Consider the following 18,909-nt stretch of genomic DNA (forward strand, 5'->3'; position numbering starts at 1 on the left):
TCAGAACCATTCATCCCGCATTCCCAGGCAGGTGTCATCCCGCGCTTCGAGCAGCGTCAGCTCATGCTGGCAACCCGGCACTTCCCAGGTCAGGAAGTAGCGTGCCGCTTGCAGCTTGCCTTGATAGAAGTCGACATCCGCCGCGTTCCCCTTGGCCAAGCCCTCCTCGGCACGAATCGCCTGTTCCAGCCAGCGCCAGCCGATCACCATGTGCCCAAACACTTTTAGGTACAGCGCCGAATTGGCCAGGCTATCGTTGACCTTGCCTTGGGCCAGGTCGGTCAGCAGGCCGAGGGTGACTGTTTGTAGGCGTGCCACCAAGGCTTCCAACGGCTGACGCAAGGGTGTAAGCGATTCGTACGCTTGGGCGCGCTCAGTGGTGTCGGCCACCAGGCGGATCAATTGCTTGAGCCCGGCACCGCCGTTCTGCGCCAGTTTGCGTCCCAGCAAGTCCAGGGACTGGATACCGTGGGTGCCCTCATGGATGGGATTCAGGCGGTTGTCGCGGTAATACTGCTCAACTGGGTATTCGCGGGTGTAACCATGGCCGCCGAGAATCTGGATGGCCAGCTCGTTGGCCTTCAGGCAGAACTCCGAGGGCCACGACTTGACGATGGGCGTGAGCAAGTCCAGCAACTCATGGGCGCGCCGACGCTCGGCTTCGCTTTCCAGCGTGGTGGTGTCGTCGAACAGGCGCGCCGCGTACAGGCCCAGGTCGAACGAACCTTCCACGTAGGCCTTTTGAGTCAGCAGCATGCGGCGCACGTCGGCGTGCTGGATGATCGCCACAGGGGCGGTGGTCGGGTCCTTGCTGTCAGGCACGCGGCCCTGCGGGCGTTCGCGGGCATATTCAAGGGAATACAGGTAGCCGGCGTAACCCAGCATCACCGCCCCCATGCCGACGCCGATGCGAGCCTCGTTCATCATCTGGAACATATAACTCAGGCCGTGGTGCGGTTTTCCTACGAGATAACCCACGCATTCGCCGTTGTCGCCGAAGTTCAGCGCCGTGGACGTGGTGCCGCGCCATCCCATCTTGTGAAACAGACCGGCCAGCAGCACGTCGTTACGCTGGCCGAGGCTGCCATCATCGTTGACCAGGAACTTCGGCACGATAAACAGCGAAATACCCTTCACGCCCGGCGGCGCATCCGGCAGTTTTGCCAAGACCATGTGCACGATGTTTTCCGACAGCGGATGATCGCCACCAGAGATAAAGATCTTGTTGCCTTTGAGTCGATAGGTGCCGTCGGGCGCCGGCTCTGCGCGTGTACGAATATCCGACAGCGATGAGCCAGCATGGGGCTCGGTCAGGGCCATGGTGCCGAAGAAGCGACCATCGATCATCGGTTGCAGAAAGCGCTGTTTCTGATCGTCGCTGCCGAAGCTTTCGATCAGGTTCGCCGCGCCCATGGTCAGGAAGGGGTAGGACGTCGAAGCGGCGTTGGCCGACTGAAAGTGCGCAAAGCAAGCCTGGGATAGTAACGTCGGCAGTTGCATGCCGCCGGCCTCGAAACTGCGTGCGGCGTTGAGAAAACCAGCCTCCAGGAACGCATCCACCGCCGGCTTCACTTCCGGGATCAGGATCGCCTCGCCGTTTTCATAGCGTGGTTCGTTTTCGTCGTTCTTGCGGTTGTGTGGCGCGAAATGCTTTTCGGCAATGTTGCGTGCCGTGCCGATGGCCGCCTCGAAGGTTTCGCGATTGTGCTCGGCAAACCGTTCGCGCTGGGTCAGGCCTTCGGCATCAAGGACTTCATACAGCTCGAAAGCCAGATTGCGGGAACTGAGCAGCGTCTCGGACATGGCGGCCTACCTTTTCTTGGGATGGGCCGAGTCTAGGTCTGGGAATGGAGGCTGAACAGGATGATTGATTTGGGTGATGGAGCAGAAGGGGCGACGCTAATCAAAAAATGTGGGAGCGAGCCTGCTCGCGATAGCGGTGGGTCAGTCAGAAATGATTTCAACTGGCACACCGCTATCGCGAGCAAGCTCGCTCCCACAGGGATTTCGACGACCAGGCACCTATTGCAGATGCCTGGTATATGGCGGTTTAACCGATGGTCATCAGGCTGGCGTTACCACCGGCCGCGGCGGTGTTGACGCTCAGTGCCCGTTCGATGACCAGGCGCTCCAGCGCGATGTTGGTTTCGCCTTGGGACAAGCCATGCACGCCGACGATGGCACCGGCTCGCTTGGCCACTTGCTGGCAGACACTGCGCAGTTGATCCGAATCGCCGTGATGCAGGACGGCGTCGAACAGCACGTCGTCCTTGGTCCAGTCGGCAACGCGCTGGATGCGTGCCTGGATTTCCTTCGGCAAGCGTCCGAACACGGCCTTGCTGGTGTCGGACTCCGGCCACACGGCCGAGCCGCCGACGGCCAGTACGGCTGCCAGTTGTGTAAGCAAGTCGCCTTCCACATCCGCCAGGCACAGCACGTGCTCGCGGGGCAGGATGGCGTAGCTGTTACGTTCGCCTGTCGGGCCGGTGAGCTGGCGGGTGATGCCGCTTTGCGACTGGGCGGCGAACTGCACGCACAGGGCGCTCAGTTCGGCAAGCTTCTGGCTGTCGGCCCAGGTTTGCAGGGCGGTCAGCGGCTTGCTCATGGCGTCGCGCAGGCGCAGGTCTGGCGCGGCCAGGGCGTCGCCACGTACGAAGGATTGCTGGATCGCATCGGTAGGACGGGTCGACAGCAGGCGGTACAAGTACAGCGGGCCGCCGGCCTTCGGACCGGTGCCCGACAAGCCTTCGCCGCCGAACGGCTGCACACCGACCACCGCACCGACGATGTTGCGGTTCACGTAGACGTTGCCGGCATGAACGTTGTCGATCACCTTGGCGATGGTCTCGTCGATTCGGGTGTGCACGCCCAGCGTCAGGCCGTAGCCGGAGGCGTTGATCTGGTTGATCAACTGGTCCAGCTCCTTGCGCTTGTAGCGAACCACGTGCAGCACGGGGCCGAAGATCTCCCGTTGTAGCTCATCGAAGCTTTCCAGCTCGATCAGCGTCGGCATCACGAAGGTGCCGCGCTTGCATTCGTCGCTGTCGGCAATCGCCATCTGGTACACAGTGCGACCTTTATCGCGCATGGCCTGGATGTGCTTCTCGATACCAGCCTTGGCTTCGGCGTCGATCACCGGGCCGATGTCCACCGACAGACGCTCCGGGTTGCCGAGGCGCGATTCGGCCATGGCGCCCTTGAGCATTTCGATGACGCGGTCGGCGGAATCTTCCTGCAGGCACAGCACGCGCAGGGCCGAGCAACGCTGGCCGGCGCTGTCGAAGGCCGAAGACACCACATCGATGACCACTTGTTCGGTCAGCGCCGAGGAGTCGACGATCATAGCGTTCTGGCCGCCGGTCTCGGCGATCAGCGGGATCGGACGGCCCTGGTTGTCCAGGCGCCCGGCGATGTTGCGCTGCAACAGGCGGGCGACTTCAGTAGAGCCGGTGAACATCACGCCTTTGACGCGATCGTCACCCACCAGGCGGGCACCAACGGTTTCACCGCGACCGGGCAGCAATTGCAGGACGCCTTCCGGAATACCGGCTTCCAGCAACAGGCGTACAGCCTGGGCCGCTACCAGCGGGGTCTGCTCGGCGGGCTTGGCCAGTACCGGGTTGCCGGCGGCCAATGCGGCGGCGACCTGGCCGCTGAAGATTGCCAGCGGGAAGTTCCACGGGCTGATGCAGACCACTGGACCCAGTGGGCGGTGGGCATCGTTGGTGAAATCGTTGCGGGCCTGCACCGCGTAGTAACGCAGGAAGTCCACGGCTTCGCGTACTTCGGCGATGGCGTTGGCGAAGGTCTTGCCGGCTTCACGGGCCAGCAGGCCCATCAGCGGCTGGATCTCGGCTTCCATCAGGTCGGCGGCGCGCTCGAGGATGGCGGCGCGTTCGGCCGGTGGCGTCGCCTGCCAGATTGGCGCGGCGTTGAGGGCGCATTGGATGGCGTTGTCGACGTCTTCGACCGTGGCTTCCTGGACGTGACCGACCACATCGCGATGATCGGCCGGGTTCAGCACCGGCGCCGGCGCTTCTTCGCTGGCGGCGCAACCGAGCATCGGCGCGGCTTTCCAGTTGTTGTGAGCAGTAGCCAGCAGGGCGCAGGACAACGAGGCCAGGCGATGTTCGTTGGCCAGGTCGATGCCGCTGGAGTTGGCGCGTTCGCTGCCGTACAGGTCGCGTGGCAGCGGGATGCGTGGATGCGGCAGGCCAAAACCGCCTTCCAGGGTAGCCATCTGCTCAATGCTTGCCACCGGATCGGCCACCAATTCCTGAATGGAAATGGACTGGTCGGCGATGCGGTTGACGAACGAGGTGTTGGCGCCGTTTTCCAGCAAGCGACGCACCAGGTAGGCCAACAGCGTTTCGTGGGTGCCGACCGGAGCGTACACACGGCACGGACGGTTCAGCTTGCCTTCGGAGACTTTACCTACAACTTGCTCGTACAACGGTTCACCCATGCCGTGCAGGCACTGGAACTCGTACTGGCCCGGGTAATAGTTCTGACCGGCGATGTGGTAGATGGCCGACAGGGTGTGGGCGTTGTGCGTGGCAAATTGCGGGTAGATGACTTCTGGCACCGACAGCAATTTGCGTGCGCAAGCAATGTAGGAAACGTCGGTGTAAACCTTGCGGGTGTACACCGGATAGCCCTCCAGGCCTTCGACCTGGGCGCGCTTGATCTCGCTGTCCCAGTACGCGCCTTTTACCAGGCGGATCATCAGGCGGTGACGGCTGCGACGGGCGAGGTCGATCACATAGTCGATTACGTATGGGCAACGCTTCTGGTACGCCTGGATCACAAAGCCGATGCCGTTCCAGCCGGTCAATTGCGGCTCGAAGCACAGGCGCTCGAGCAGGTCCAGGGACAGTTCGAGGCGGTCGGCCTCTTCGGCGTCGATGTTGAGGCCGATGTCGTATTGCTTGGCCAGCAGAGTCAGCGACAGCAGGCGCGGGTACAGCTCGTCCATCACCCGCTCGTACTGGGCGCGGCTGTAGCGCGGGTGCAGGGCCGAGAGCTTGATGGAGATGCCCGGGCCTTCATAAATCCCACGGCCATGAGACGCTTTGCCGATGGAATGGATAGCCTGTTCGTACGAGGCCAGGTACTTCTGGGCGTCATGCTCGGTGAGTGCGGCTTCACCCAGCATGTCGTAGGAATAGCGGAAACCCTTGGATTCGAACTTGCTGGCGTTGGCCAGGGCTTCGGCAATGGTTTCGCCGGTAACGAACTGCTCGCCCATCAGGCGCATGGCCATGTCGACGCCCTTGCGGATCATCGGCTCGCCGCTCTTGCCGATGATGCGGCTCAGGGACGAGGTCAGGCCCGCTTCGTTATGGGTGGCGACCAGTTTGCCGGTCAGCAGCAGGCCCCAGGTAGCGGCGTTGACGAACAGCGACGGGCTGTTGCCCAGGTGCGGCTGCCAGTTGCCGGTGCTGATCTTGTCGCGGATCAGCGCGTCGCGAGTGCCCTTGTCCGGGATACGCAGCAGCGCTTCGGCGAGGCACATCAGTGCCACGCCTTCCTGGGACGACAGGGAAAATTCCTGCAGCAAGCCCTGAACAATACCGGCACGACCGCCGGCACTCTTCTGGTTACGCAGCTTTTCAGCAATAGAAGCCGCCAGCTTGTTGGTGGCTTCGGCCATTTCGGCCGGCAGGCGCGCTTGCTCGATTAGCATCGGCACCACTTCCGGCTCTGGGCGACGGTAAGCGGCGGTGATGGAGGCGCGCAGGACCGATTGCGGCAGGATGCTCTCGGCGAATTCCAGGAAGCATTGATGAGCGTGGTCCGCTTGGACTTCGCCGGCATCGTCATTGTCGGCGCGGCTTGAACCGTTTAGCTCGGTCAGGGTTGCACCACCCTCGAGTTTCTCCAGGTAATTGAAAATTGCCTGCTTGATCAGCCAGTGCGGCGTGCGATCAATCGAAGTCGCGGCCGCCTTGAGACGTTCGCGGGTCGGGTCGTCGAGTTTGACCCCAAGGGTGGTGGTAGCCATATTTTTATCCTCATGTTTGCCACGTACCGCGTGGCATCAGCTGGCGGCAAGATTAGCTGCGAGCCGGGGGAGGTGCAACCGGGTGCAACCGGTTTTTTGTCGAAATTATGAGCAGTTCATCCGGATGGTCTGTAGTCCCTTTCATGAGAGCACCTGTTTGGTGCGAAAAATCTTGCAAAAGCTTCCTTCGATGCACCAATAGCGGGCAATAATTGCCATCCGTACGATTATTCCGACTGGGTGCAACTTATTTGAACGAAACTGGTTGCACCTTATTTGGATTGTTGAATAGCATTCGCGGCCAAGGTGCAACCGGTTCTGGGTACAAAAACCGGGTCGAGCTGCATCGGCTGATGGCTTTCCTGGGGAAACATCAGTCATAAATTCGCGGGTCCACAAAACGTCCGCACAACGTTCGCGTTGTCGACGCTTTCAACTGCCACCGCACCATAAAAACAAAGCCAGGGCGTAACTCATGAGTGTTAGCAATCCCACCCTGATCACCTTCGTGATCTATATCGCAGCCATGGTCCTGATCGGCCTGATGGCTTATCGCTCCACCAACAACCTTTCCGACTACATCCTGGGCGGTCGCAGCCTGGGCAGTGTCGTGACGGCGCTTTCTGCCGGCGCTTCCGACATGAGCGGCTGGTTGTTGATGGGTTTGCCCGGTGCAATCTACATGTCCGGCCTGTCGGAGAGCTGGATCGCCATCGGCCTGATCATCGGTGCCTACCTGAACTGGCTGTTCGTGGCCGGTCGCCTGCGGGTCCAGACCGAGCACAATGGCGATGCGTTGACGCTGCCGGATTATTTCTCCAGCCGTTTTGAAGACACCAGTGGCTTGCTGCGGATCATCTCTGCGGTGGTGATCCTCGTATTCTTCACCATCTATTGCGCTTCCGGCATCGTGGCCGGTGCACGCTTGTTCGAAAGCACCTTCGGCATGTCCTACGAGACCGCGCTGTGGGCCGGTGCTGCCGCGACCATCGCCTACACCTTCATCGGTGGTTTCCTGGCGGTCAGCTGGACCGATACCGTACAAGCCACGCTGATGATCTTCGCGCTGATCCTGACGCCGATCATCGTGCTGCTGGCCACGGGCGGCGTGGATACCACCTTCCTGGCGATCGAAGCGAAAGACGCGACTTCGTTCGACATGCTGAAAAACACCACCTTCATCGGGATCATCTCGCTGATGGGCTGGGGCCTGGGCTACTTCGGCCAGCCGCACATCCTGGCGCGCTTCATGGCGGCGGATTCGGTCAAGTCGATCGCCAAGGCGCGTCGCATCTCCATGGCCTGGATGATCCTGTGCCTGGGTGGCACCGTTGCCGTTGGCTTCTTTGGTATCGCGTACTTCTCGGCTAACCCAGAGGTGGCCGGTCCAGTGACCGAAAACCCTGAGCGTGTATTCATCGAGCTGGCGAAAATCCTGTTCAACCCATGGGTTGCCGGTGTACTGCTGTCGGCCATCCTCGCGGCAGTCATGAGCACTCTGAGCTGCCAGTTGCTGGTGTGCTCCAGCGCCCTGACCGAAGACTTCTACAAGACTTTCCTGCGCAAGAGCGCTTCCCAGGTAGAGCTGGTCTGGGTCGGCCGTGCCATGGTGCTGCTGGTGGCCCTGATCGCCATCGCCCTGGCCGCGAATCCGGAAAACCGCGTTCTGGGCCTGGTGAGCTACGCCTGGGCCGGTTTCGGTGCCGCCTTCGGTCCGGTGGTCCTGATCTCCGTGGTCTGGAAGAACATGACTCGCAACGGCGCCTTGGCCGGTATCCTGGTCGGTGCGATCACCGTGGTGGTCTGGAAGCATTTCGAGCTGCTGGGTCTGTACGAAATCATTCCGGGCTTCATTTTCGCCAGCCTGGCCATCTACTTCGTCAGCAAGATGGGCACGCCTACCACCGGCATGCTGCAGCGCTTCGAAGCGGCTGAGAAAGATTTCCGCTTGAACCAGTAAGGCTTTGGCGAGCCTGCAATGGCTCGCTCAAAACAGTAAAAACGGCCCGCCTCCATTGGAGCGGGCCGTTTTTTATGGCTGAGGGTCCAAGGTGTCGGGCTGGTTGAGAAAAATCAGTACGCCCAGCAGCGCCATGTAGAACCTGAACGCGGCATCCTGGCCATTCCAGATCTCGGATTGCCACATCAGGAACCACTCGCCGCCAACAACCATGAAGCCGAAAAACCAGACGAAGAATCCGACCGTCAGCCCAGCGATGGCCCATTTTTTTGCCCGATTAAAAGCCAGGCCATCCGCCCTGCGTGCCCGCCAGAGTGTCAGCCCGCCATAGGCCAGCAGCACGGTGGTGATTGCTTCGCCGAGGATGATCAGCCCATAAGCCCCGTGCCACATCCAGGGCTTGTCAATGGCCCGATATCGGGCGGCGTTGTTGGGAAAGGTGGTGTCCATGCTCAGCACATGCTGGACGAAATTGAAGTTGGAGCTGTAGTCCGTGACGTTGTTGAACACGGTCAGGAAGGCGAAGGCGGCAAGCGCCAGGATCATGGCGATTTTTGTATAGCGGAGGGTCATGGTTGCGTCCTTGGCTTTTACGACCAAACGACGTTATCACGCCTTTGCGCGATAGGAGGCCGGTCGCTGTGTAAGAAGCAGCTGATTACTTCGTACGAAGGCTTTCAGGATCGCGGTGTATGGATTGTCCATCGGAAAATGCAGCGTGCCTTGCAGCTTTTTGACTCTTGGGTGTAGGGGAAATCTGTTTTTCCTGACAATGGATCAACACTGCCAGTGGCTCGTGCAGAATCGCCCGTCTCATTCAGCAGAGGCACATCGGATGTTCGCGCCTGCCAATTCACCACGTTTCACGCTGGCGTTCGACAGCGGGCCAAATGACCTCAAGGTGCTTGAGTTCAAGGGCAAGGAAGCCATCAGCCAACCCTATTGCTTTGATCTGGAGCTGGTCAGCGATCGGCCCGACCTGGTGCTGGAGGACCTTCTGCATCGCCAGGCTTACCTGGGTTTCGATCGCTGCGGCGGTGGGATACATGGCCAGGTCTACAGCGTGGCCCAAGGCGACTCGGGCAAGCGCCTGACCCGTTACCAGATCACCCTCGTGCCACGCCTGGCGTACTTGCGCCACCGCATCAACCGGCGAATTTTCCAGCATCTGAGTGTGCCCGCCATCGTTGGCCTCGTCCTGAAGGATCATGGCATCCTGGCCGATGCATTCCAGTTCAGTCTGGGTGGGCAATACCCCGAGCGTGAATATTGCGTGCAGTACGGTGAAAGCGATCTGGACTTCATCGAGCGGCTATGTGCCGAGGTCGGCATCCATTACCACTTCCAGCACAGCCCTGACGGGCATCTGCTGGTGTTTGGCGACGACCAGACGATGTTCAAGCGTTTACCCGAGTCGACACTATACCTGCCGGGCAGCGGGATGGCTGGCGCTGCGCCGGCCATCAAGCGCCTGGCGGTACGGCACCAGGCGCGAACCACTGCGGTGACGCTACGCGACTATGACTTCCGCAAGCCTGGCCTGCTGCTGCAAGCCGGTCTCGGTGGGCAAGCGCCAGCTTCGCTTGAGGATTATCAATATCCCGGCCAATTCATCGACCGTGCCGATGGCAGCCACCTGGCCCGACGTTCCCTCGAGCGACACGGCGCGGACCACCTTTTGGCGGAGGGCAGCAGTGACGACAGCGCTTTCGCCAGCGGACATTTCATGCGCATCGAGGAGCATCCCCGCCCGCAATGGAATGATCTCTGGCTGTTGACGCAGGTCGATCACCGTGGCCGGCAGCCGCAAGTGCTGGAAGAGAACGCTTCGGTCGGCCCGGGTGAATTCCAGGGCTACGGCAATACCTTCCTGGCGACGCCCTGGGACGTTTTTTTCCGTCCGCCTTTGCAGCACAAGAAGCCGTCGATCAGTGGCTACCAGTCAGCGGTAGTGACCGGACCGGTGGGCAGCGAGATCCATTGCGATGAGTTCGGGCGGGTCAAGGTGCAACTGGTCTGGGATCGCGACGGTGCAGGTGATGAGCATTCCAGCTGCTGGCTGCGCGTGGCCACCGGCTGGGCGCACGATCGTTACGGCAGTGTGATGATTCCTCGGGTCGGAATGGAGGTGCTGGTCGGGTTCATGGACGGCGACGTCGATAAACCGCTGGTGGTCGGTTGCCTGCCGAACGGCGCCAACCCGCTGCCGCTCGACCTGCCGGCCGACAAGACCCGCAGTATCCTGCGCAGCCAGAGCAGCCCCGGTGGTGGCGGCTACAACGAATTGCGCATCGAAGACCGCAAGGGCGCCGAGGAGATCTACCTTCGAGCCCAGCGCAACTGGACCCAGCATGTGCTGCATGACCAGCGCGTGCAGGTCGATCATGAGCGCAGCATCTTCGTTGCCGGCTTGTCCCGGCACGAACTCAAGGACGGCGAGCAGCGCATCACCCGGGGGCGACGGCAGGTCGAAGTTCGCCAGGACGATCACCTGATGGTGACGGGCGACCGGCATATCCGCGTCGCCAACCAGGCCCTGAGCGCTGCTGGGCGGTTTCATGTCAGCGCCGGCCAACAGATCGTGCTGGAGGGCGGCGCCACTGCGACCATCCAGGCCGGCGGGCACTGGATCAACATCGGACCGGGCGGAATCTTCAGCAGCGTACCCATCCAGGTCGGCGGCGCGCCGATGGTGGCGATGGGCGCCGAACCCGTTGCAGCGGGCGCTCCGGATAAACTTGCCGCCGCGCTGGCGCCACCGCTGTCATTGGCGCAAATACTCAGTTTGAAAAGTCCTGCGCCGTTCTGTGAGGAGTGCGAACGCTGCAAGGAGGGTTCCTGTGCCGTGCCGTTGGCTGCGCTTGGGAGATAAGTTCAGAGATGCGCAGTGCAGCGTGAGCAAGCTCCCTCGCTACGGGGCGCTGTTCGTCCACTCGGCCGCCAACCCCTGACGTTGGGCGCGCTTCGAGGTAAACTCGTCGCCCTTCGCAGGAGCCGCCATGAATTATCGCCACGCCTTCCACGCCGGCAATCACGCCGATGTGTTCAAACACCTGACCTTGACCCGCCTCATCGCCTTGATGTCGCGCAAGGAGCAGCCCTTCGCCTACCTCGATACCCACGCAGGCATCGGGCTTTACGACTTGCAGGGCGACCAGGCCAGCCGTACCGGTGAATACCTGGAAGGCATCGCACGGTTGTGGGACCAGGACGACCTCCCGCCCCTGACCGCCGATTACATGAAGGTGCTGCGCGAGATGAACCCGGACGGCCAGTTGCGCTATTACCCGGGCTCGCCGGAGTTTGCACGGCGCCTGACCCGACCGCAGGACCGAGTATTGCTCAACGAGAAGCATCCGGAGGACGGCGTGCTGCTCAAGGACAACATGAAGGGCGACCGTCGCGTGGCGGTCCACTTGGGCGAAGGCTGGCATGTTCCTCGTGCGTTGTTGCCGGTGGCAGAGAAGCGCGCTCTGATGTTGATCGATCCGCCGTTCGAACAGCTGGATGAGATGCAGCGTTGCGCCGCGTCGCTCAAGGAAGCCGTCAGTCGGATGCGCCAGACCGTGGCGGCGATCTGGTACCCGGTAAAGGACCAGCGCATGTTGCGTCGTTTCTACCAGGACTTGGCCGGCACGGGCGCGCCTAAATTGTTGCGGGTGGAGTTGCTGGTGCACCCGCTGGCCACGCCCAACAGCCTGAACGGCTCGGGCCTGGCCATTGCCAACCCGCCGTGGGGGCTTGAGGAGGAACTGCGCGAGCTGCTGCCGTGGTTGTCCAGGAAACTTGGGCAGACCCAGGGTGGGTGGCAGATGGATTGGTTGATTGCTGAAAGCTGATCGCTGAGCCGATGCATTCAGGTCGTCAGGCAGGACGCCTTCGCGAGCAAGCCCGCCCCCCACATGGGGTGTCGAGGTGTACGCGACATCTGTGTCCGCCCCGGGCCCCTGTGGGAGCGAGCTTGCTCGCGAAGCTTTTCAGGGCCCGACCGTCAGATCGGGCAGGTCACGCCCGTGCCGCCAATCCCGCAATAGCCTTCAGGGTTCTTCGCCAGGTATTGCTGGTGATACGCCTCGGCAAAGTAAAACGTCGGCGCTTCGTCGATTTCGGTGGTGATTTCTCCCAGCCCGGCCTTGCCCAGCTCAGCCTGGAACACTTCCTTGCTCTTCTTCGCCGCTTCCAGTTGCTCGGGCGTGGTGCAGTAGATCACTGAGCGGTACTGGGTGCCGATGTCGTTGCCCTGGCGCATGCCCTGGGTCGGGTTGTGCAATTCCCAGAACATCTTCAGCAAGTCGTCATAGCTGACTTTCTCCGGCTCGTAGACCACCAGCACGACTTCGCTGTGGCCGGTCAGGCCCGAGCAGACTTCTTCATACGTCGGGTTAGGCGTAAAGCCGCCCGCATAACCCACCGCCGTGCTGACGACGCCTTCACGTTGCCAGAACCTGCGCTCCGCGCCCCAGAAGCAGCCGAGGCCGAAGATGGCGAAGTCCACATTGGTGACGAATGGGCCCAACAGCGGCGCGTCGAGGACAAAGTGTTTTTCCGGCACGGCCATTGGGGTTTCACGGCCAGGGAGAGCTTGATCGGGAGTAGGAAGCACGTTTTTGTTCACCAGAATTTCCGAGCGCAAGACCATCATCAGTCCTCTCAGTCAGATTGAGTTGAGCGAAATAGACCGTCAGTGTGCCTCACAAAAGCCGCTGCAAGCTATAAGCGGCTGTCAGACCAGCGGACCGCGCGGGTAGCGCTTGAGCTTCTCGACGAGCTCTGCGCCGGGGATCGGCCGGTCGAAGAGGTAGCCTTGGCCGACGTCACAGCGGTGGCGCCGCAGGAAGGCGAGCTGCTGGGCGGTCTCGATGCCTTCGGCCACGACCTTGAGCTTCAGATTGTGGGCCATGGCAATCACCGCGGAGGTGATCTCCATGTCGTCCTGGTTGTCCGGGATTTCATGGATAAAGCTGCGATCGATCTTGATGATGTCGATCGGGAATTTCTTCAGGTAGCTCAGGGATGAATAACCGGTGCCAAAGTCATCCATCGCCAGGGTCAGGCCCAGGCGCTTGAGCTGTTCGAGTTGCAGGTGGGTGTCTTCGGTGGCTTCGAGCAGCAGGCCTTCGGTCAGTTCAAGTTCCAGCAGCCGCGCGGGCAATTGTTCTTCCTTGAGGATGCTGGCGATCGAGGCCACCAGGTCCGGGTCGGAAAACTGCTTGGGCGACAGGTTGATCGCCACTTGCAGATTGCCCAGGCCAGCCGCGGTCAGCTGTTTGCTCATGCGGCAGGCCTGGCGGGCGATCCATTTGCCGATGGGGATGATCAGGCCGGTTTCCTCGGCCACGCTGATGAACTGGTCAGGACGGATCATGCCTTTTTCCGGATGATTCCAGCGCAGCAGCGCTTCCATGCCCAGCAAGCGACCGCTGCGCAGACACAGCTTGGGCTGGTAGAACACGTCCAGTTCGTTCTGGGTCAAGGCGCGTCGAAGGTTGTTTTCCACGAACAGCTTGTAGCTGGCCTCGGCGTTCAGCGCCTCGGTGAACACCTGGACCTGGTGCTTGCCGTTGGCCTTGGCCTTGTGCAGAGCGAGGCCGGCGTTGCGCATGAGGGTCTGTGGGTCGCGGCCATGCAAAGGCGCGCAGGCCAGGCCCACGGAACCGGTCACGCTGATCAACTGGTTATCGACGAACATCGGCTTGTCGAGCGTCATCAGCAGCTGGCTGGCGATCTGTTGGCCGGCCTCAAGGTCGGTGTCGTCCAGCAGCACCGCAAATTCGTTACTGGCGAAGCGCGCCAGGCTGCCGCTGGAGCTCAGGCTATTGCGCAGGCGCCGGGCCAGGCTGATCAGCAGTTTGTCGCCGGTCTGATGGCCGAGGCTGTCGTTGATGCGCTTGAAGTTGTCGATGTCCACCAGCAGCAGGCTGATGGGCGAATTGCTGTCGCGGGCGAAGCGTTCATCCAGGTTGCGGATAAAAGCCGGACGGTTGCCAAGGTTGGTCAGGTTGTCGGTGTACGCCAGGCGTTCGATGCGCTGCTGGGCCAGTTTGGTCTGGGTGATGTCTTCGTAGATGCCGATGTAGTGGGTCAGCTCGCGGTTGTCGCCATAGACCTTGGAGATCGACAACTGGCCCCAGTAGGGTTCGAGGTTCTTGCGTCGGCTCTTGAATTCGCCCTGCCAGCTGTTGCTCTGGGCCAGGGCCGATGGCGCATCGAACAGCAGTTCGCTGAGGTTCTCCAGGGCCGGCAGTTCCGAGAGGCGCTGGCCGTGAACTTCTTCGGTGGTGTACTGGGTGATGGCGGTGAAGCTTGGGTTGACGTACTCCACCACACCGTCGCAATTGACCAGCAGGAACGCGTTGGCGCTCTGTTCCACGGCGCGCTGGAACAGGTGCAGGGCGCTGGTGGCGGTGCGGCGGTTGTGGTTGTTGATGACCTGGGCGAATTGGTCAGCCAGTTCGCCGGCGAAGGCGATTTCGTCCGACTGCCAGGCGCGGGTCGCGCCTACTTGCTCCAGGCAGAGCACCCCGACGACTTGCCCGTCGATACGGATGCTGGCGTCGAGGATGGCATTGACGTCCCGGGCCCGGAGGTTCTCGGCCAATTCCCGCGTGCGAGGGTCGCGCATCGCGTTGTGGGCATCGATGGCGCGGCAGGTCTGCAACGCTTCCATGTAGTCTGGAAATTCGCTGGCGTTGATCACCTTTGGCAGGAAATGTTCCTGGGAGGCGCGATTATAGGCGGAGATCGGCAGCAGCTTGCCATCCTCCAGATTCCAGATGCTCGCGCAATCGATCTGGTAGATGTCACACGCGCTGCGCGTAATCAGCTCGGCGGCTTCTTGCAGGGATTTGTTGGCGCTGTAGCGCTGGCGAGTCAACAACAGGATCAGGTCTTGCTGGGCGCGGACCCGGTCCAGGTGCTGGAGTTGCTCCTGCTGCGCGCGTTGATTCAATTCCAGGGCGATCTGGAGCCTGGAGTTCTGGGTTTCCAGGTCCACGGCAGGCATGGATGGCCCGTCCTGCAGCAGGTCGTCCACCACCATCAGATAGCCGCGCAGCAGATGGCGATTGTGCTGCCTGTAGGCTTCACCGGTCTCCAGCAGGTTCATCGGCCCTTTGGCGGTGTGCAGTGTGTAGCGGATCAGATAGTGGGACGCCTGGGCCAACTGCTGTTGGATCGCGTCATGCAACTGATAGCGCGCTTCAGGCTCCATCAGGCTGGCGAAGGGAGAGCTGACCAGCGAGCAAAGCTCAACGGCCGGCAGGCCGAAGTAGCGTTCGCAGTTTGGATCGAGGAACAGCAACGCCCAGCTTGCTTCATTCAGCCGTTCGAAACGCAGCATACCGAGCCGCGAGGGCACCGGTAACTGCGTCACTACCTCGGCCGCCATACGACTGGCGGCATCGGGTTGGCTTTTCATGGGGAGACTCGCTTCGAAAATGCTGATCGCGCCGGGCTGACGCCCTCGTTATTACGGATTGCCGCAAGGTTGCATCATTGCGGCACTGGCTGACAAGAGACATGAAGGCCAAGTGCTATAAACCTTTTATCGGCCGACGAGGGGATTTCTCCAGTTGTCGGCCGATCAGAGGTGTTCCCTGGGCTACGCAAGCTCAGCGCAACGGTATGTCGACGACCTCCAAGGGATCTCCGTCACGGTCATGAAACGTCACTTGAACGCTCTGGGCCGTGACTTTCAGCTGGGCAAAGTTGTCCTGGCTGATCACCTTGCCGGTCAGCTCGTATTGATACTCACCGCTTGGAGCCCGAGCCATGGGTTTGCCGGGAATAAAAGTCGAGGCATTGGCGTAAGGCAACAGCCTGCTGTTGCAAAATGGCGACGAGACGACTGTGTGGATTTGGAAGTCAGGATCCTGGCTGTGGGTCAGCATGCTCGTCAGGGAACCGTGCACGTCACCAGAGACGAAGATCACATTCTTGATCCGATGGCTGCGGATGGTTTCAAGCAAGCGTAGCCGTTGCTCTGGAAACGCTTGCCAGGCATCCCCTGCGTTGAATTTGCGGTCGGGGTAGAACATGACACCGGTGACGACGAATTTGACCCGGTAGGGGCTGTCGATCAGCCATGTCAGCAGCGAATGTTCCTGTTCTTCATCCAGGATGCGCCGGTTGTTTGCCGACAGGTTGCGTCGAGTCCGGCTGTCGGTAACGAACCATCCTGTATTGCCATGGGCAAATGTATACCAGTAGCGAGTGAGTGGCCTTAACGTGCCGTCATCCAGAAGTTCATGGGCCGGGCTGTGACTGGCTTGATAAAGCTCGTATGTATCAAGAGCGTTTGTATAGAGAGTTTCGTCTTGGTGATTCTTCTTGGCGGGCCAGTTGTCCTTTATTTCATGATCGTCGAGCATCATGTAAGTCGGCACGCTGGACATCAGTTTTTTAATATGGGGTTGGGAAAAGGCAGTTCGATACTTGAATAACATGTCCTTGAGGTTGCGGTCCGGCGCAATGAAATTCAGGTCGTCGAGATACACTTGGTCGCCGGTCATCACTACTGCGCTGATGGGTGGGTTGGCTCGCTCCACGATTCGGTTGATACCCGCGAATGTGCGATCCCCCCGTTCCGGTGTCGCCAGGGACACCCGCGGTAATGCGCAGGTATCGACACGAGCCGACGATATAGCTGCGTGGGGCGTCGGTCTCGCTGGAGGGCGTGCGCAACTGGTAAATCTCCTTGGGCCACTGCAGCGGCAGCTCCAGTATGGTCTCTGGAGTGTGCGCCGGGCTCAATGTGCTTTTCCAGCCGGCCTGGTATTCATAGAAGGTGTCGGGCTCAAGGCCCTTCAATACGATGACACCGGCTAAGTCGCGATAAGAAACCAGTCGGATGAACTGTCCCCTGGACCAGGCCGTATCGCCTTTTCGGCGGTAGCGGATACCGGCGAATAAAGGATTGTCGGTGTTCCCATCGCCTCGTAGAAAGATGCGAGCGTGGTGGGTCGTCGTGTGGCCAATAATAGGGCCAACCGTTGGCTTTAACATGTTCGAATCCATTCGAAGTTTATATTTTCGTCAGCGCCAAAGTTGTTGGGCGCGCTGGATTCATGCTAAAGCCGCAAGCAGGTTAAATATCGGTAGGGCAGGGGGCGGTAGTTGTGGGCAACGACTACCAGAGCAAGTAGTCTTTTATGCTCAAGTGGGTAGGAAAAACCGTTAGTGAAATACGGTTTTAGCCCGAGCAAAAAAAGCCCCGCCAAACGGGCGGGGTTGAGGTACGAGCGTGGCGCTCGGAAAACAGCAGTCGAACGGCCCTCCGCAAGGGAGGGCCGCTCGGTATTACAGCAGGATGGTGCGGATGTCGCCCAGCAGGTCACTCAAGCGCTTGGTGAAGCGCGCTGCGGCGGCGCCGTTGATCACGCGGTGATCGTAGGACAGCGACAGTGGCAGCATCAGCTTCGGCTGGAAGGCTTTACCGTCCCAGACTGGCTGGATGGTGGCCTTGGAAACACCCAGGATCGCCACTTCCGGCGCGTTGACGATCGGCGTGAAGCCGGTGCCGCCAATGTGGCCGAGGCTGGAGATGGTGAAGCAGGCGCCCTGCATGTCGTCGGCGGTGAGCTTCTTGTTCCGGGCTTTTTCGGCCAGGGCAGCGGCTTCGCCAGCCAGTTGCAGCAGGCTCTTCTGGTCGACGTTGCGGATGACCGGTACCAGCAGGCCTTCCGGGGTGTCGACGGCAAAGCCGATGTGCACGTATTTCTTGCGGATCACAGCCTTGCCGCTTGGGGCCAGGGAGCTGTTGAAGTCCGGCAGTTCCTTGAGCAGGTGCGCGCAGGCCTTGAGCAGCAGCGGCAAGACCGTCAGTTTCACGCCGGCCTTTTCCGCCACGGCTTTCTGCGCAACGCGGAAAGCTTCCAGCTCGGTGATGTCAGCCTGGTCGAACTGAGTCACGTGCGGGATGTTCAGCCAGCTGCGGTGCAGGCTCGACGCGCCGATCTGCATCAGGCGAGTCATGGCCACTTCTTCGGTTTCGCCGAAGCGGCTGAAGTCCACCGCCGGGATCGGCGGGATGCCCGCGCCGCCGGTGGCGCCTTCGGCCGGTGCGTTCTTGGCCTTCTGCATCATGGCCTTGACGTAGGCTTGCACGTCTTCCTTGAGCACACGACCGTGAGGGCCGCTCGGGCCTACGGCGGACAGCTCGACACCGAATTCACGGGCCAGCTGACGCACCGCAGGGCCAGCGTGCACCTTGGCACCGCTAGGCGCAGGCACCGCGGCGACAGGGGCAGGAGCCGCTTCGGCCTTGGCGGCGGGGGCGGCGGCTGGCGCTGGCGCTGGGGCGGCTTCGGCCTTGGCAGCAGGCGCAGCAGCCGGGGCTGGCGCGGCAGGCGCCGAGGCACCGGCCACTTTCAGCTTCAGGATCAGGTCACCGGTGCCGACTTCGTCTTCCAGCTTGATCTCGACGCTTTCCACCACACCGGCGGCCGGCGATGGGATTTCCATGCTGGCCTTGTCGGATTCCAGGGTGATCAGCGACTGGTCGGCTTCGACGGTGTCGCCGGCCTTGACCAGTACTTCGATGATCTTGGCCTTGCCCGACGAACCGATGTCCGGGACATGGATGTCCTGAACCGTGGCGGCGGCAGGCGCAGCGGCCGGAGCTGGAGCCGCTTCGGGAGCGGGCGCAGCGGCAGGCTTTTCAGCCGCCGCCGGGGCAGCAGCAGGGGCGGCCGCTTCAGGCGCCGCGGCGGCGCCCTCGACTTCCAGCTCCAGCAACTCGTCGCCTTCCTTCAGGCGATCGCCCAGCTTCACTTTCAGGCTCTTGATGACACCGGCCTTCGGCGCAGGCACTTCCATGCTGGCCTTGTCCGATTCAAGCGTCAGGATGCTCTGGTCGGCTTCGATGCGGTCGCCGACCTTCACAAACAGTTCAATTACTTCACCTTCACCGCTGCCGATGTCAGGTACGCGAATGAGTTCGCTCACG

The 18,909-nt window shown here is 61.2% G+C and carries 9 protein-coding genes and 1 pseudogene; 3 read left to right on the top strand and 7 right to left on the bottom strand.

From position 1 onward, the window contains the following. Together J3P90_RS02335 and putA are read right to left on the bottom strand one after the other, a co-directional pair. On the bottom strand, positions 1-1,803 hold the full coding sequence (locus J3P90_RS02335; protein ID WP_434675770.1) for an acyl-CoA dehydrogenase: 1,803 nt from the start codon (positions 1,801-1,803) through the stop codon (positions 1-3). A gap of 247 nt (positions 1,804-2,050) precedes the next feature. Continuing rightward, positions 2,051-6,004 carry a trifunctional transcriptional regulator/proline dehydrogenase/L-glutamate gamma-semialdehyde dehydrogenase gene (gene putA, locus J3P90_RS02340; protein ID WP_434675771.1) on the bottom strand — a complete coding sequence of 1,318 codons (3,954 nt, stop codon included), beginning with the start codon at positions 6,002-6,004 and terminating at the stop codon, positions 2,051-2,053. 475 nt (positions 6,005-6,479) lie between these two features. Between putA and putP the strand changes: the two genes are divergently transcribed. After that, positions 6,480-7,964, top strand: coding sequence for a sodium/proline symporter PutP (gene putP, locus J3P90_RS02345; RefSeq protein ID WP_420766132.1), 1,485 nt, complete (start codon positions 6,480-6,482; stop codon positions 7,962-7,964). Positions 7,965-8,036: 72 nt separating this feature from the next. Here putP and J3P90_RS02350 read toward each other — a convergent pair whose 3' ends face one another. Further along, a complete protein-coding gene (locus tag J3P90_RS02350; protein ID WP_434675772.1) occupies positions 8,037-8,537 on the bottom strand; it encodes a DUF2165 family protein in 501 nt (166 codons plus the stop codon). A gap of 262 nt (positions 8,538-8,799) precedes the next feature. Here J3P90_RS02350 and J3P90_RS02355 point away from each other — a divergent pair, with 262 nt between their 5' ends. Both J3P90_RS02355 and J3P90_RS02360 read left to right on the top strand, forming a co-directional pair. Beyond that, positions 8,800-10,836, top strand: a complete 2,037-nt coding sequence (locus J3P90_RS02355; protein ID WP_434675773.1) for a type VI secretion system tip protein VgrG — start codon at positions 8,800-8,802, stop codon at positions 10,834-10,836. Positions 10,837-10,963: 127 nt separating this feature from the next. After that, on the top strand, positions 10,964-11,803 hold the full coding sequence (locus tag J3P90_RS02360; RefSeq protein ID WP_434675774.1) for a 23S rRNA (adenine(2030)-N(6))-methyltransferase RlmJ: 840 nt from the start codon (positions 10,964-10,966) through the stop codon (positions 11,801-11,803). 152 nt (positions 11,804-11,955) lie between these two features. On the opposite strand, the gene msrA is transcribed toward J3P90_RS02360, so the two are convergent. The 4 genes and pseudogenes from msrA to aceF all read right to left on the bottom strand — a co-directional run bounded on the left by msrA (position 11,956) and on the right by aceF (position 18,908). Beyond that, the gene (gene msrA / locus J3P90_RS02365) at positions 11,956-12,603 is read right to left on the bottom strand and encodes a peptide-methionine (S)-S-oxide reductase MsrA (RefSeq protein WP_420766136.1); all 648 of its coding nucleotides are present in this window, start codon (positions 12,601-12,603) and stop codon (positions 11,956-11,958) included. Positions 12,604-12,687: 84 nt separating this feature from the next. Further along, positions 12,688-15,381, bottom strand: coding sequence for an EAL domain-containing protein (locus J3P90_RS02370; RefSeq protein ID WP_434675775.1), 2,694 nt, complete (start codon positions 15,379-15,381; stop codon positions 12,688-12,690). Positions 15,382-15,574: 193 nt separating this feature from the next. Beyond that, positions 15,575-16,967: pseudogene (locus J3P90_RS02375) on the bottom strand (alkaline phosphatase D family protein). A gap of 294 nt (positions 16,968-17,261) precedes the next feature. After that, positions 17,262-18,908, bottom strand: a complete 1,647-nt coding sequence (gene aceF / locus J3P90_RS02380) for a dihydrolipoyllysine-residue acetyltransferase (protein ID WP_434675776.1) — start codon at positions 18,906-18,908, stop codon at positions 17,262-17,264. Position 18,909 lies beyond the last annotated feature (1 nt).

Origin of the sequence: Pseudomonas sp. D3-10 (assembly GCF_051132175.1) — a bacterium.
Taxonomy (GTDB): domain Bacteria; phylum Pseudomonadota; class Gammaproteobacteria; order Pseudomonadales; family Pseudomonadaceae; genus Aquipseudomonas.